The 14,904-nt window shown below is 68.0% G+C and carries 12 protein-coding genes and 1 pseudogene; 6 read left to right on the top strand and 7 right to left on the bottom strand.

What is annotated here, in order from left to right:
• Positions 1-194: 194 nt before the first annotated feature.
• From ACEL92_RS06105 to ACEL92_RS06095, 3 genes are read left to right on the top strand one after another with little or no spacing between them, the layout of a single operon-like run.
• Positions 195-1,376 (top strand): NAD(P)/FAD-dependent oxidoreductase, encoded by a 1,182-nt coding sequence (locus ACEL92_RS06105; protein WP_374024742.1) that lies wholly within the window; start codon positions 195-197, stop codon positions 1,374-1,376.
• A complete protein-coding gene (locus ACEL92_RS06100) occupies positions 1,373-2,284 on the top strand; it encodes an RNA polymerase sigma-70 factor (protein ID WP_374024741.1) in 912 nt (303 codons plus the stop codon). Before ACEL92_RS06105 ends, ACEL92_RS06100 begins: the two co-directional genes overlap by 4 nt.
• Positions 2,285-2,342: 58 nt before the next feature.
• Positions 2,343-3,596: an aminodeoxychorismate synthase component I gene (locus ACEL92_RS06095; RefSeq protein WP_374024740.1), complete on the top strand. Its 1,254-nt coding sequence runs from the start codon at positions 2,343-2,345 to the stop codon at positions 3,594-3,596.
• A gap of 3 nt (positions 3,597-3,599) precedes the next feature.
• Here ACEL92_RS06095 and rsmI read toward each other — a convergent pair whose 3' ends face one another.
• Positions 3,600-4,436 (bottom strand): 16S rRNA (cytidine(1402)-2'-O)-methyltransferase, encoded by an 837-nt coding sequence (gene rsmI / locus ACEL92_RS06090; protein WP_374024739.1) that lies wholly within the window; start codon positions 4,434-4,436, stop codon positions 3,600-3,602.
• A gap of 25 nt (positions 4,437-4,461) precedes the next feature.
• Here rsmI and ACEL92_RS06085 point away from each other — a divergent pair, with 25 nt between their 5' ends.
• A complete protein-coding gene (locus tag ACEL92_RS06085) occupies positions 4,462-6,030 on the top strand; it encodes a dolichyl-phosphate-mannose--protein mannosyltransferase (RefSeq protein ID WP_374024738.1) in 1,569 nt (522 codons plus the stop codon).
• Positions 6,031-6,053: 23 nt separating this feature from the next.
• Here the strand turns inward: ACEL92_RS06085 and arcA are convergent, their stop codons facing one another.
• Positions 6,054-7,268 carry an arginine deiminase gene (gene arcA / locus ACEL92_RS06080; RefSeq protein ID WP_374024737.1) on the bottom strand — a complete coding sequence of 405 codons (1,215 nt, stop codon included), beginning with the start codon at positions 7,266-7,268 and terminating at the stop codon, positions 6,054-6,056.
• Between the two features lie 89 nt (positions 7,269-7,357).
• Between arcA and ACEL92_RS06075 the strand changes: the two genes are divergently transcribed.
• The gene (locus tag ACEL92_RS06075; RefSeq protein WP_374024736.1) at positions 7,358-7,954 is read left to right on the top strand and encodes an alpha-ketoglutarate-dependent dioxygenase AlkB; all 597 of its coding nucleotides are present in this window, start codon (positions 7,358-7,360) and stop codon (positions 7,952-7,954) included.
• Between the two features lie 74 nt (positions 7,955-8,028).
• Here ACEL92_RS06075 and ACEL92_RS06070 read toward each other — a convergent pair whose 3' ends face one another.
• Genes ACEL92_RS06070 through ACEL92_RS06060 form a run of 3 tightly spaced genes read right to left on the bottom strand, consistent with a single transcriptional unit; the run spans position 8,029 to position 10,344 of the window.
• Positions 8,029-8,682, bottom strand: a complete 654-nt coding sequence (locus ACEL92_RS06070; RefSeq protein WP_374024735.1) for a DUF5642 family protein — start codon at positions 8,680-8,682, stop codon at positions 8,029-8,031.
• Positions 8,683-8,710: 28 nt separating this feature from the next.
• The gene (locus ACEL92_RS06065; protein WP_374026098.1) at positions 8,711-9,397 is read right to left on the bottom strand and encodes a DUF5642 family protein; all 687 of its coding nucleotides are present in this window, start codon (positions 9,395-9,397) and stop codon (positions 8,711-8,713) included.
• Entirely contained in the window at positions 9,394-10,344 is a 951-nt protein-coding gene (locus ACEL92_RS06060) for a GNAT family N-acetyltransferase (protein ID WP_374026097.1), read from the bottom strand. Before ACEL92_RS06060 ends, ACEL92_RS06065 begins: the two co-directional genes overlap by 4 nt.
• A 1,209-nt stretch (positions 10,345-11,553) precedes the next feature.
• Between ACEL92_RS06060 and ACEL92_RS06055 the strand changes: the two genes are divergently transcribed.
• Entirely contained in the window at positions 11,554-12,303 is a 750-nt protein-coding gene (locus ACEL92_RS06055; protein WP_374024734.1) for a hypothetical protein, read from the top strand.
• 102 nt (positions 12,304-12,405) lie between these two features.
• Here the strand turns inward: ACEL92_RS06055 and ACEL92_RS06050 are convergent, their stop codons facing one another.
• Complete coding sequence (locus ACEL92_RS06050) at positions 12,406-14,241, bottom strand: putative bifunctional diguanylate cyclase/phosphodiesterase (RefSeq protein ID WP_374026096.1); 1,836 nt, start codon at positions 14,239-14,241, stop codon at positions 12,406-12,408.
• Between the two features lie 177 nt (positions 14,242-14,418).
• Positions 14,419-14,898 (bottom strand): annotated as a pseudogene (locus tag ACEL92_RS06045) (GAF domain-containing protein); the annotation flags it as partial.
• Positions 14,899-14,904 lie beyond the last annotated feature (6 nt).

Here is a 14,904-nt window from a genome sequence, read left to right as displayed (position 1 = left end):
TGGGTTATCTGGTGCGGGTCTCCGACGCGGGGCAGGTCACGAATTGGCGTAGCGCAGCCTAGCACGCAGCACCCGGCCGTCCCCCGGTCTCACGGCCGTCGCAGTGAGACCGGTCACAATATCTGTGGCCCTGTCACGTTCGAGGAAGCCGCGGTGTCTCGAGGGCATCAGGCCCGTGAGAACAGGAGACAGCAATGACCGAGGTGGCCGCCCAGAAATTTCATGTCGTCGTGGTCGGAGGCGGATACGCCGGGACCCTGGCCGCGAACCATCTTCGCCAGCGTCCGGACATCGACATCACGCTGGTGAACGCCCGCCCCGTGTTCGTGGAGCGGATCCGCCTGCACCAGTTGGTCGCCGACACCGGCGCCGCGACCGCCGACTACGCCACGCTGCTCGGCGACGGCATCCGGTTGGTCGTCGACACCGTCGAGCGCATCGACGCCACCGCCCGGCGCGTCCTGTTGTCTTCTGGCGCCGAGCTCGACTACGACTACCTGATCTACGCCGTCGGCAGCACCGGCGCGACCCCTTCGACAGTGCCCGGGGTAGCCGACTTCGCCTATCCGATAGCCGACCTGGAGGGCGCCCAGCGGTTGCGCTACGCGCTCGCCGACCTGCCGGCGGCCGCGCCGCTCACCGTCGTCGGCGGCGGGCTGACCGGCATCGAAACGGCCGCCGAACTGGCCGAACAAGGCCGGCAGGTGACCCTGGTCTGCGGTGGGGCGCTCGGCCCATCGCTGAGCAGGCGCGGCCGCCGGTCGGTCGCCAAGCGACTGCGCGGCTTCGGGGTGAACGTGCTGGAATCGGCGACGGTGACCGAGGTGCGCTGGGACGCGGTCGTGCTGACCGACGGCGCGGTGCTGCCGAGCGCGGCGACGATCTGGACCGCGGGGTTCGCCGTCCCGGACCTGGCCGCCCGCAGCGGCCTGAGCACCGACGCGCTGGGCCGGCTGCTCACCGACGAGACGTTGACCAGCGTCGACAACGCCTACGTCGTCGCGGCCGGTGACGCCGCCGCGCCGTCGGGTCAGCCGCTGCGGATGAGCTGCCAGGCCGCCGGGCCGCTGGGCGCGCAAGCGGCCAACACCGTGCTCAGCCGCATCTGTGGAACCGCCCCCGCCACGCTCAGCCAGGCGTTCGTCGGCCAGTGCATCAGCCTCGGCCGGACCTACGGCACGGTCCAGTTGGCCCGCACCGACGACACCCCGGTGAACCTGGCGATCGGCGGCCGGACCGCCGCGTCGATCAAGGAGGCCATCTGCAAGGGCACGCTGTGGGCCATCCGGCGCGAGGCCGCCAAGCCCGGCTCCTACCTCTGGCTCAGGGGCGGCAAGCGGCCCGCGCAGGAACCGGCCCCGATCGCGCTGCGATGACGCGCCCGCCCGCCGGCAGTGAACACGCCGAACGATTCACCGTGCTGCGGCCGCTGCTGTTCACGATCGCCTACGAGATGTTGGGCTCGGCCACCGAGGCCGACGATGTGCTGCAGGACAGCTATCTGCGGTGGGCGGCGGTCGACCTGTCCACGGTCCGCGACACCAAGTCCTACCTGGCCCAGCTGGTGACCCGGCAGGCGCTCAACGCGCTGCGCGCCGGCGCGCGCCGACGCGAGGAGTACGTGGGCCCGTGGCTGCCCGAGCCGCTGCTGCTCGACGAGCAGGATCCCTCTGCGGATGTCGTTCTGGCGGAATCCATTTCGATGGCGATGCTGGTCCTACTGGAAACGCTGAGCCCTGACGAGCGAGCGGTGTTCCTACTGCGCGAGGTGTTCGGCTTCGACTACGGCGAGATCGCGGAGGCGGTGGGCAGGCCGGCGCCGACGGTGCGGCAGGTGGCGCACCGGGCACGCGAACACGTGCGGGCCCGGCGCAAGAGGTTTGACGCGGCCGACCCGCAACGCAACGCGCAGCTCACCGCCCAGTTCCTGCGAACGGCCGCCAGCGGCGACGTCCAAACGCTGATGACGCTGCTCGCCCCGGACGCGACCTGGACGGCGGACAGCGGCGGCAAGGTGAGCGCGGCCCGCAGGCCCGTGGTGGGCGCCGAGCGGGTGGCCCGGGCCATCGTCGGCCTGATCCGCAAGGCGACCGAGCTCGCGGAATTCCACGTGGAAATGGTGACCTGCAACAGCGCGCCGGCCGTGCTGCTCTACCTCGGCGATCAGCTCGAAGGGGTGATCACGCTCGAGATCGCCGGCGACAAGATCACCAACTTCTACGTGACGCGCAACCCGGACAAGCTGGCGGCCCTGGCGACCGCCCGAGACGTCAGCCGCGGGTAACCTCGGCCGTCGACCACGCCCGCAGTGCGAAAACCCGCCCTTCTGTCAAGCTAGGACGGTGCGTATCGACCGACTCGGCGACCTTGGCGCCGCACCCCAGGTGCTGCGCGCCGTCGGTGACGCCACCGCACGCCTCGGCTTGCCGCCGCCGGCCGCGCTGACCGGTGACTGGTTCGGCTCCCTGGCGGTGATCGCCCCGAGCGTGTCGGCACGGCCGGTCGATCTCGACGCGGCTTTCGCCGCCCAGCAGAATCCCCAGACCGTCGACCCGCAGACGGTGGGCGGCGGCTGGATCGGTTACCTCTCCTATCCCGATCCGGGCGCCGACGACCGGCCGAACCGCATCCCCGAAGCCGCCGGCGGCTGGACCGACTGCGTGCTGCGCCGCGACCGGGACGGGCAGTGGTGGTACGAAAGCCTTTCCGGGGCGGCCATCCCGGACTGGCTGGCCGCCGCGCTGGCCACTGCGCCTTCGCCGGTCCGCGACTGCCGAGTCGACTGGGAACCGGCCGACCGCGCCGCCCACCGCGACGGCGTGCTCAACTGCCTGGAGGCCATCCGCGCCGGCGAGGTCTACCAGGCGTGCGTGTGCACGCAGTTCACCGGGACGATCACCGGGGCGCCGCTGGATTTCTTCGCCGACGGCATCGCCCGCACGTCCCCGGCGCGGGGAGCCTACGTCGCCGGGCCGTGGGGCGCGGTGGCGTCGTTGTCTCCGGAGTTGTTCTTGCGGCGGCGCGGGACGCTCGTGACGTCCAGCCCCATCAAGGGCACCCTGCCCCTGGACGCGTGGCCGTCGGCGCTGCGGGCGTCGGCAAAAGAGGTCGCCGAGAACATCATGATCGTCGACCTGGTGCGCAACGACCTCGGCCGGGTGGCGATCGTCGGCACCGTGACCGTGCCCGAGTTGTTGGTGGTGCGGCGTGCCCCGGGCGTATGGCACCTGGTGTCCACCGTGGCGGCGCGGGTGCCCGCCGAACTGCCGACGTCGGCGCTGCTGGACGCCGCCTTCCCGCCGGCCTCGGTCACCGGGACCCCCAAACACCGGGCGCGCCAACTGCTTTCGCAGTGGGAGCCGAATCGCCGCGGAATCTATTGCGGCACAATCGGATTGGCTTCTCCTGTGGCGGGCTGTGAACTGAATGTCGCCATCCGCACGGTCGAGTTCGACGCCGCCGGCGGCGCCGTGCTGGGGGTCGGCGGCGGCATCACCGCCGACTCGGACCCCGACGCGGAGTGGGCCGAATGCCTGCACAAGGCGTCGCCCATCGTCGGGCAGCCCCGCATCGCGGCCGCGTTCTCGGCCGGCTGACCCTCACGCGCGGCGCGACTGCAGCACCGCGTCGTAGAGCTGGCGCGAGCGCACCCCGGCATGCTCGGCGGCCACCTCGCCGCAGGCGTCCTTGACGCGCGCACCGGCGGCGACCAGCTCCTCCACCTGCTCCACCAGCGACGGCAGGTCGGCGCGTGGGGTGGCGCCGGCCAGCACGACGGTGACTTCGCCGAGCACCCCGTCGTCCGCCCACGCCGCCAGCTCCTCGAGCGACCCGCGCACCACCTCCTCGTGCACCTTGGTCAGTTCCCGGCAGATCGCCGCCTGCCGGGCGCCGCCGAGTCGGTCGACGGCGTCGCGCAAACACGCGGCGAGCCGGCGCGGCGATTCGAAGAACACGCAGGTGCGCCGCTCGTCGACCAGCGAGTCCAGCCAGGCGCGCCGCGCGGCCTTCTTGCGGGGGGCGAAACCTTCGAAGCAGAACTTTTCGGCGGGCAGGCCCGACAGGGCCAGCGCGGTCATCACCGCCGAGGGGCCGGGGAGGCACGTCAGCGGGATCCCGGCCTCCACGCACGCCGCGACCAGCCGGAAGCCGGGGTCGCTGATCAGCGGCATCCCGGCATCGCTGACCACCAGCACCGTCGCGCCGGCCTGCAGCGCGCTGATCAGGGGATCCACCCGCGCCGCCTCGACCCGGTCGAACAGGCTGATCACCCGCCCGGTGATGGTGACGCCCAGGGCTTTCGCCAGGATCCGCACCCGCCGGGTGTCCTCGGCCGCCACCACGTCGGCGTGGGCGAGGGCGTCGATCAGGCGGGGCGAGGCGTCCGACGGCTGGCCCAAGGGGGTCGCGCCCAGCAACAGGCGGCCGGTGGTCATGACGGACAGCCTACGATCGACACCGATGTCCGCCCCGCCCCGCGAAGCCTTGGTCGCCGGCCAGGAGCGTGTCGTGCCCGTGGTCAGCCCGGGGCCGATGGTTCCGGTGGCCGACTTCGGTCCCACCGATCAGATTCGTGGCTGGGTCGTGACGGGCGTGATCGCCGTGCTGGCCACGATCAGCCGGTTCCTCAACCTCGGTTCGCCGACCGACGCCGGCACGCCCGTCTTCGACGAGAAGCACTACGCCCCCCAGGCCTGGCAGGCGTTGCACAACCACGGGGTGGAGGACAACCCGGGCTTCGGCCTGGTGGTCCATCCGCCGATCGGCAAGCAGCTGATCGCGGTCGGCGAGGCGGTCTTCGGATACAACGGCGTCGGCTGGCGGTTCACCGGCGCGCTGCTGGGCGTGGTGCTGGTTGTGCTGGTTACGCGCATCGTCCGGCGGATCAGTCGCTCCACGCTGGTCGGCGCGATCGCCGGGATTTTGGTGATCTGCGACGGCGTCAGCTTTGTCACCGCGCGGACCGCCCTGCTCGACGGCATCCTCACCTTCTTCGTGGTCGCCGCGTTCGGCGCGCTGATCGTCGACCGGGACCAGGTGCGCGAGCGCATGCACGTCGCGCTCCTGCAGGGGCGCGCCGCCGAAACGGTGTGGGGTCCACGGCTCGGGGTGCGATGGTGGCGCTTCCTGGCGGGCGTTCTGCTCGGATTGGCTTGCGGGACAAAGTGGTCCGGGCTGTACTTCGTGCTGTTCTTCGGCGCGATGTCACTGGCGTTCGACGTGGCGGCGCGGCGCCAGTACCAGGTGACCCGGCCCTGGGTGGGAGTGTTGCGGCGTGACCTGATCCCAACGGCTTACGCCCTGGTGCTCATCCCGTTCGCGGTGTACCTGGCCAGTTACGCGCCGTGGTTCGCGTCCGAGACGGCGATCGATCGGCACGAGGTGGGCCAGTCGATCGGCCCGCACTCGGCGGTCCCGCTGCCGGATGCCATTCGGTCGCTATGGCATTACACCGCCAAGGCTTTCGACTTCCACAAGAGCCTGACCAACGCCGCCGGCAACTACCACCCGTGGGAGTCCAAACCGTGGGCCTGGCCGATGTCGTTGCGGCCGGTGCTCTATGCGATCGATCAGCAGAACGTCGCCGGGTGCGGTGCGCAGTCGTGCGTCAAGGCGGAGATGCTGGTGGGCACCCCGGCCATGTGGTGGCTGGCGGTGCCGGTCCTGGTCTACGCGTGCTGGCGCGCGTTCGTCCGCCGCGACTGGCGTTACGCCGTTGTGCTGACCGGCTATTGCGCGGGGTGGCTGCCCTGGTTCGCCGACATCGACCGGCAGATGTACTTCTTCTACGCGGCGACGATGGGGCCGTTCCTGGTGATGGGCATCGCCCTGATATGTGGGGACATCCTCTACCCGCCCGGCCGAACCCGCGGGACGAGCTCGGAACGACGCACGCTGGGGCTGATCGCGGTCTGTGGTTACGTGGCCGTGGTCGTGACCAACTTCGCCTGGTTGTTCCCGGTGCTCACCGGATTGCCGATTTCGCAGCAGACGTGGGACATGGAGATCTGGCTGCCCAGCTGGCGCTGACTTTCTGGCGCGCCGTTCGTCGCCTAACGCATCCGATCGCGGGCCACGGGGCAGGACATGCACCGCGGGCCGCCGCGGCCGGTGCCCAGCTCGGAGCCCGCGATGGTGAGCACCTCGATGCCCGCGTCCTGCAGCCGCGCGTTGGTCTGCGCGTTGCGCTCGTAGGCGACGACGACGCCGGGCGCCAACGCCAGTGTGTTGTTGCCGTCGTCCCACTGCTCCCGTTCGGCGACGACGGGGTCCAGCCCCGTGTCGATGACGCGCAGCTGGTCGATCTCCATCGCCTTGGCGGCGGCCTCCAGGAACGGCGCCTCTTCGCTGATGGCAACGCCCTCGGGGGTGCGCTCGATGGTGAACGCCGAGAGCGTGTCGACGACGTTGGCGTACATCACCACGGTGTCGGTGTCGACCATGGTGCACACCGTATCCAGGTGCATCTGCGCGCGACGCTGGGCGATCGGCACGGCGAGCACCTTGCTCGCGAGGTCGTCGTCGAAGAGGCTGCGCGCCAACGCTTCTGCGCCCGCCGGGGTGGTCCGCTCACCGACGCCGACGGCGATCACACCGGGGGCGAGCAACAGGACGTCGCCGCCCTCGACGGGCGCGGTGCGCGACTCGTAGGCGCGCCGCACCCCGGTGAACCGCGGGTGATGGGCGTAGATGAGATCGGTCAGCGACGCCTCGCGCACCCGGGCGCGCAACGCCAGCGTGGGAATCACCACGCGCGGACCGATCCAAATCGACGAGTCGCGGGTGAACACCAGGTTGGGCAACGGCTCGATGACGAAGTCCGCGCCCTGGTGCATGCGCAGCACCAGCGACACGTCGGTCCGGATGTCGGACGGCAACTCGTTGAACGTCATGCCGGCCATCAGCACCTGGGCCAGTCTGTCGGCGTCGAGTCCCCGAAGGTAACCCGAAAGGGCTTGCGCCAGCGGCACTCCCAGCCTGCGGGCGTCGACCGCGGCGGCCACGCCCTGCATCCGGGCGGCCCCGCTGTGAGTCAGCGCCTCGGCCAGCAGGTCCGCCAACAACAACACCTCCACGCCGCGGGAGCGCAGCACCTCGGCGAACTGGTCGTGCTCGTCCTGCGCGCGGGCGACCCAGGGAAGCCCGTCGAAGAGCAGCTGATCCATGTTGCGCGGACTCAGCCGTCGCAGCTCGCCGCCGGGGCGGTGCAGGATGACGACGCGCAGCGCTCCCACCTCGGAATCGGTGCCCAGCTCGATCACACCCACAACCGTAGCCGCGCCGCGGTCGACCTTCCCAGCACACGGCCGCCGCCGCGCGCCCGGCGATCGAACGGGTGTGCGATAGACTGGCTGTCGTGGAGATGGCGGTACAAGGCTCCCTGTTCCAGCACACCGAGCGCAGGCAACTCGGTGACGGCGCCTTTATCGAAATCCGGGCCGGGTGGCTCGCCGAGGCCGACGAGCTGCTCGACGCCCTCCTGACCGCGGTGCCCTGGCGGGAGGAACGCCGCCAGATGTACGACCGGGTGGTCGACGTGCCCCGGCTGGTGAGCTTTCACGACCTCACCGTCGACGAGCCGCCGCATCCCCTGCTGGCCCGGTTGCGGCGCCGGCTCAACGACATCTACGCCGGCGAACTCGGCGAGCCGTTCACGACGGTCGGGTTGTGCTGCTACCGCGACGGCTCCGACAGCGTCGCCTGGCACGGCGACACCATCGGCCGCAGCAGCTCCGAGGACACGATGGTGGCGATCATCAGCCTCGGCGCCACCCGCACGTTCGCCATGCGGCGCCGGGGCGGCGGCCCGTCGTTGCGGCTGCCGCAGGCGCACGGGGATCTCCTGGTGATGGGCGGGTCGTGCCAACGCACCTGGGAGCACGCCGTGCCCAAGACGTCGGCGCCGGTGGGTCCACGCATCAGCATCCAGTTCCGCCCGCGCGGCGTGCGGTAGGCCTTATATTAATCGCGCTAGATCCGACTGCGCGATTCCTTAATCGCGCCGTCCCGGCGCTCACCGTCATCGCGCTAGGTCCGGACGGCCTTCACCGCGTTCACCAGCAAGTCGCGCGCGCGCTGCGTATCGACCGGCGCGACCGGCTGCCCGGGGATCACCAGCGGATTGGCCGTGACGATCACCTGGTAATCGCCGAATTGGGCCGAATAGTCGTAGAGTTCGCCGGTGCGCGGGCCGCCGGCGCCCAACGCCTGCAGCACGCGGTGCACTCCCAGCGTGTGGGTCCCGTCGACCTGCGGCGCGTCGACCACTTCTATGCCACCGCGCAGCTGCGGCCCGGAGAACGCGACCTTCGCGCAGTCCTTCCCGGGTTCGTTGAGGGGCAAGGCTTTTGAGGTTTCCACGGCGATGACCACGAATCGGTTGCCCTTGCCCTCGGCGGACACCGCGGCCATGTTGCCCTGCAGATCCGGCGGCATGTCCGGCCCCGTCGCCGCCTTCGCGCAGTTGGCGGGGTCGAACGTCAGCCCCTCCGGGAGCTTGCGGCCGGACAGCACCTTGGGATCGATCCCCCGTTCGCCGATGTCGGTGACTTTGAAGTCGGGCCCGAAGCTCGACTTCACGTCGGCAACCTTCTTGATGTCGACTTTCGCCGAGGTCGACGCCCCCGACGAGCAGCCGGCGAGCACACCCACCGCCGCGACCGTGACCGCCACCTTGAACACCGTGGCTAATCTACCCAAGGGGCGTGCGTCAGCTGCGCAACGTGGACACCGTTTTGACGAGCAGGTCGGCGGCGAATTGCGGTGGCAGCGCGGGCACTACCGAGCCCGGGTCGGTGATGAGCGTGGTGAACGCGTAAAAGTCGCCCAGATAGGCGGTGAAGGTGTATGTGCGCGAATCTATCTCGGTGCCCGACTCGACCGAGGACCTGACGTCGGCCACCATTCCGACGGTTGGGACGCCGTCGATGTGCGGGGCGTCGGTCAGGTGCACGGTTGCTGTCGTGCGTCCGGCGGTCATCGTCCACTGACCACATGCGGCCACCACGCCGCCGGGCAGGTCGGTGGGCCCCGGCAAAGCCACCACCACCGCGTCGACGATGCCGCCGCTGCCCGACCCGGACACGCCCTGGGCCGTCTGGTCACGCCCGTCGCCTGGGTCGGCGAGCTGCCCGCATTGCGCCGGTTTGGCGTGGGTGTCCAACGCCTCCGGCCCGAGGCCCCAGATCACCCGGGGGGACGCCCCGCTGGGGATCCCCGTGGCCGCCTCGTAGCCGGGCGGCAGCTCGCGGACGACGCGCTTGATGTTGGCCGGGTTGACCGCCTTCGGCGCGGGCGGTTTCGTGGACGCTGGCGAGGGAACGGGTGAGGGCGTGTGGCCGCACGCGGCGACCACCAACGCGAGCGCGGAAACCGGGCCGACCCGGAACGGGTTCAGCCGACCACCTCGATCATCTGGCGAGCGACGTGCTCGATCTGGGCGGCCACCTCACGCCGGAACCCACGGTCGCGGCGACGCGGCACATCGATGACGGTGGTAATGACGCCGATGTCCTCGCGCTGCCAGATCGCCCCGTAATGGTCCATGATGGCCCGCATCGGCAGATTGTCGGAAAGCATTCGTGCGGAGAACCTTTCGACCCCGGCGACCCGGGCGGCGATGGACAGCGCCTCGACCAGGAAGGTACCGATCCCCCGGCCCTGATATGCGTCGGCGACGGTGAAGGCGATCTCGGCGACGCTGCGGTCGGCCTCGTCACGCACGAAACGCGCGTCGGCCACCGGGTCGCTGCCGTCGATCACCACCCAGACGAAGTGGTCGACGTAGTCGACCTCCGACAGGTAGTGCATCAGCGCCGGGGTGGGCATCCGCGGCGTCATGAAGCGCCGGTACAGCGTCTCGCTGGAGAATTGGATGTGTCCGTGCACGGTCCGCTCGCTGTCGCCCGGCAAAACCGGGCGCAGCATCAGGTGTGTGCCGTCGCGGACCCGGATCGGGATCGGCGTGATGAAGCCGGCAAGCCGCTGGCGCACCGTGCGCAGCAGCCGCTGCATCACCCCGGGGATGTGCACCATGCGGACGAACGCGTCGTTGTCGCCGATCCAACCGGTCAGCGGCCCGGCGGTGGTGACCGTCGCGGTCCGCGGGATATGGCGCAGGAGCGCGATCTCCCCGATCAGCATGCCCGCGAAGGCATGCTCAACGATTACTACGCCGTCGTCGCCAACGTGGGTGATCTCGACCAGGCCCGACGAGATGAGCAGGAATGAAACGGCCTGCTCGCCCTGCTTCATCAGCACTTGGCCGGACCCGGTGCGCAGCGGTTGCAGGGACGCCGCCAACGGCGCGAGATCGGGGGTAGGACATCCCTTGAAGATGTCCATGGTCGCCAGCTCGTCGGCGCGCGCGCCGGTCAAGGCCACTGGGATGTCCCGGGTGCCCTAGGCTCACCCACCATGGACCCTTGCGGTGCCCGCAATGCCATGAACCCGCCCTGTCTTCGCGTACCCGCGGCAGGCCTCCCGCCCACCTCGCGGTCCGACCCCGACCCAGGGTATGGCTTCTCGCAGTAGTGCGGCAAGGACGAGACCTCCGTGCATCGATATCGCGCGTTGGACGGTTGACCACCTCCTGCCTCGGGGACGCCACGGCGGGGTCGCCAACTGGAGTGTTGCGACCCGCCTGACCGGAGGTCGCGCAGGCAAACGGCGAACTGCGAAATATTGGCGCGAACGCGGGCAAAGGGCGGGCAAATAACTGTTTGCGTGGTCGCGCCGGGGAAACCCGCCGATCAACACACGTACAATACCAGCTGGTGTAGGAGAGATACGACGAGACGAGACAACCCAATACATATTTGTGGCGACGTCCTCAAAACCGATGAATAACCGCAGTGGCCTAATCATTAATGCCGACAAAGAAGCGGTCTCGCAATCAAATCCGTCAGGGCTGCGGTTTGGGCGAGAAGCAGCACGTGCGCTGACAACTCTGATACGCGGCCCCGGTGGGCCGGTGCGCGCGCCGGGTAAGTTCTCAATGCACCACAGCTGATGCGCGGCGCCTGCTTGCCGCTCGCCTTCATGCGACACAACCAGCTGGACTACCGATCCGCCACGCGCACGGCCTGCAGGTCACAGCCGTCGACGGTCCTGGAGTGCGGCGCCACTGTTGTGTGTAGAGTGGCGCGCCGGCGGCGGAGCCAATTTTGGACATCCTCAGCAGCTGACGAAAACTAACTTGTCACGGCGAGCAACCACATCGACGGGTCGACATTGCCATCCGGCTTTGACCGCCCGGTCGGATATTACCGATAAGTCACAAACGCCGGGGCAGTCGCCGCATTGAGAGCAAAAAGATACTTATTGAACACGTTTTTAGTAGTTGAGTAGCAGCCGATTTGTAATATGATGGCCGAGTTGCGCTGGAAGTTTAGATCCCGCAAGTCTGTGCAACATCCACAAAGAAAGGTCCACGGGACGAACTACAGCGTCCGGCAGGGTCGCGGCCTCGCGAGAGGCATCAATCCAACCCATAGGTACCCCAGGCGCCGGAAATAGAGACGAAGAGTCGGCGCCCCGACACGAAGGATGCCGATGACCGCATTCTCGCAAACCGCTGCGTCCGTCGCAGGATTCCGGCTCCGAGAAAATCTCAGCTGGCACGATCCCGACACCGACTGCACGCTCGTGGTTTCCCAGCCGTCGATCGATCGATGCCTGTGGTCCGACTATGCGCGAGGCGCGCAGCGCAGCTACCGAAAACACGGAGTGGAATGCGCATTGGATGAGGACGCGTTGCGCACCGGCGCCGACACCATCATGTTCTTGGCCGCGATGGATAGCGACGGCAAGATGGTGGCGGGGGTTCGAGCCAAAGGTCCACTGCAGTCGGCCGATGATTCGCATGCGGTCGCCGAGTGGGCGGGGCAACCTAGCCAGCAGGCCGTTCGCGACATGATCAACGACCGCGTGCCGTTCGGCGTCCTGGAGATGAAGTCGGCGTGGGTCAGCGATGATCGTGACCAGAACCGGTGTCTTACCGCCGTGCTCGCGCGCAGCGGTTTCCACATGATGGCTTTGCTCGATGTTCAGTTCTGTATGGCGACAGCAGCCGCCTACGTGTTGAACCGGTGGCGTTCATCCGGGGGCGTCGTTGCAAGCATTCCCGCGACGCCTTATCCCGACGAGCGTTACCAGACCAAAATGATGTGGTGGGATCGGCGCGATTTCGTAAAGCATGCAGAACGAGAACAGGTCGCCAAGATCCTCAGAGAAACAACCCGCGTCACTCAGGATTTCAACCGGCAACACGTCGCCGAAGGCCGCTTTTACGAACGCGCATGATGGCCCCGTCCGGATAGGCGACTGCGCTGCCACAAGGGGCGCAGATGTAATTCACCGGCAAGCCATGGGGAATTCAATCGAGCGATTCGAGAGTCGGCGTCTCTAGAAGTTCATCGGTACGACCCGCTTGGCGAGCAACGAACCCATTGTCGCGCCGTCCAAGGGCCGAGACAGCAGGAAACCCTGTGCGTGCCGGCACCCGAAATTCAGCAACGCCCTTGCCGCGTCTACGGTCTCCACGCCCTCGGCGACAACGTCAAGCCCGAAGGCGTTGGCCAAAGCCACGATTGACTGCACGATCGCCCGGTCGCTCTCATTCGTGCCGAGCTCACGGACGAATCCTTGATCGATCTTCAGCGAGTCCACCGGGAGGGTCTTCAGGTAGGCCAGCGCGCTGTAGCCGGTACCAAAGTCGTCGATGGCGATCTGCACACCAATGTCCTTCAAGCGGGTGAGCGTTTTGCGGGTGGCGTCGATGTCCGCCACCACGACACTCTCCGTGATTTCCAGACATACCGAGCTCGCAGCGAGGCCGAACTCGTCAAGGGTGGCGGCAACGGTTTCAACGATCCCGTCCGCGACCAGTTGGACAGGCGACACATTCACGCGCATCACGGAGCCATGCCCCACACCCTGGGATTGCCAGAGCTCCAACTGCGCGCATGCGGAGCGCATGACCAGGCGGCCGAGTTTCCCGGCCAGGTTGATTGATTCAACGACGCCGATAAACGAATCCGGCATCAGGAGCCCGCGCGTCGGGTGTTGCCACCGGATAAGGGCCTCGGCGCCAAGAACCTCGCCGGTCTGCATGTCGAATTCCGGAAGATAATGCAGCACCAGGTCGCCGCTGCCGCTGTCGATTGTGTCGCGCAACCGCAATTCGACGTCGTTGCGCAAAGTTTCATCCGCGGCCATCTCCGGGCTGAAGGCCGCGACTTCCGCGCCGCCGGAACGCTTTGCCGCCCTGGTGGCCTGGTCGGCGCGGCGCAACAGGTCGGAGGCGGTTTCCTCGCCCGGAAGTCCGGTGGCGATCCCGATGCTGACCGTTCGGGTGAGCATCTCGCCGTCGATCGAGATGTGGGTGTGCAGTTGACTCTGCAACCGATGAGCGAAGGCAGTGGCGTTGTCGATATCCATCGGTGCCGTCGGGACCACGACGAACTCGTCTCCGCCGAAGCGCGCGATAACCGCGGGCACGTCACTGACGTCGCGCAACAGCGCGGCGAAAGCCTCGATGAATCGGTCGCCGGCATTTTGGCCCAGTTGATCGTTGACGACCTTGAAGCGGTCCAGATCGAGGAACATAACCGAGACAGGGCCTGGCTCGCCCTTGGTAAGTCGATCGTCGAGATGAGCGATCAGCGCCCTGCGGTTGACTAGGCCGCTGAGGTCGTCGTGTTCGGCGAGGTAGTGGATCTGTTCCTCGGCGACGACGCGGGCCTGCACTTGCGCGAACAGGGTGGCAATTGCCTGGAGGGCGTTGAGCTCTTCTGGCAACCATTCCCTGTCACCGAACTTGACGAAGCCCAAGATGCCGGTAGTGAGGTCGCCGGACAACAGCGGAACGCAGGCCAGCGAGCTCGCAGGAACGCCCGTGGCGCCCTCGATATTTTGCTGGTAGTCGGCGTTTGCCGGCTCCGGGCGCAACACGTCGGGCTCTTTCATCGTTTCGGCCCTCGCGAAGACCGAGTCGGCACCGGCGAAATACACAACACCGATCGGGTCCGGGTCGGGAACATTTTCCCGCGGTGGCCACGATGCGACGAGTACCGTCGCGCGGATCGTGTGGTCGTTGTGGCGGAGAAAGCCGAAGTCCACGCCGAAATGGGTGACCAATTCAGCGAGCACCCGTTCACTGGCGGCGACGTGGTTGGCTGCCGTGGCCGCCATCAACTCGGCGGCGGCCCCCGTGACCAAATCGTCCAACGAACCGGGCATCCCCCCTACGGTAGCCGCTGTTGCCGTTCGGAGGCCGGGATTTTGCTGTCCGTCAGCGAGTCGCTCGTCGGGACGTGCAATCGGACCGAGGTCCGCCTGGCCGGTCAGGTCACCGGTCGCAGCCGGGTGGTCAGTCTGCCCCTCCGCGAGCACGCGGGCCTGCACCTGAGCAAACAGGGTGGCGATCGCCTGGAGCGCGTTGAGCTCCTCCGATGACCAGGGGCGGTCACCAAGATCGCCGACTCCCAGAACTCCGGTGGTGATGCCTCCGGACAGTAGTGGCACGCAGGCCAGTGAGCCGACAGCGGTGCCCGTCGCCTCCTTGATATTGAGTTGGTAGTCGGCGTCCACGCCATCGGAACGCAAAACGGCTGGCGCTTGGAGGTTTTCGGCTCCCGCGAAGACCGGGTCGGCATCGGCGAAGTAGACCACAGCGATCGGATCGGGGTCAGGGACGTTGTCGCGCGGCGGCCATTCAGCAACGAGCACGGTCGCGCGGATAGTGGGGTCGTTGTGGCGAAGAAAACCGAACTCGACGCCGAAATGGGTGATCAACCCGGCCAATACCCGTTCGCTGATGACGACATGATTGGCCGCTGTGGCCGCCGTCAGATCGGCGGCCGCCGCGGTAACAAGATCGTCCAACACGCTGGGCATTCCCAC

It is taken from the genome of Mycobacterium hainanense (genome assembly GCF_041890355.1).
In the GTDB taxonomy this organism is placed as follows: Bacteria; Actinomycetota; Actinomycetes; order Mycobacteriales; family Mycobacteriaceae; genus Mycobacterium; species Mycobacterium hainanense.
The sequence above is the reverse complement of the archived record's forward strand: the minus strand, read 5'-3'. Positions and strand labels throughout refer to the sequence as shown.

Coding starts and splice junctions, on each gene's coding strand:
- ACEL92_RS06100 (WP_374024741.1), top strand. CDS start 1,373: ATGACGCGCCCGCCCGCCGGCAGTGAACACGCCGAACGATTCACCGTG.
- rsmI (WP_374024739.1), bottom strand. CDS start 4,436: ATGACCACCGGCCGCCTGTTGCTGGGCGCGACCCCCTTGGGCCAGCCG.
- ACEL92_RS06055 (WP_374024734.1), top strand. CDS start 11,554: ATGACCGCATTCTCGCAAACCGCTGCGTCCGTCGCAGGATTCCGGCTC.
- ACEL92_RS06060 (WP_374026097.1), bottom strand. CDS start 10,344: ATGGACATCTTCAAGGGATGTCCTACCCCCGATCTCGCGCCGTTGGCG.
- ACEL92_RS06105 (WP_374024742.1), top strand. CDS start 195: ATGACCGAGGTGGCCGCCCAGAAATTTCATGTCGTCGTGGTCGGAGGC.
- ACEL92_RS06085 (WP_374024738.1), top strand. CDS start 4,462: ATGTCCGCCCCGCCCCGCGAAGCCTTGGTCGCCGGCCAGGAGCGTGTC.
- ACEL92_RS06050 (WP_374026096.1), bottom strand. CDS start 14,241: ATGCCCGGTTCGTTGGACGATTTGGTCACGGGGGCCGCCGCCGAGTTG.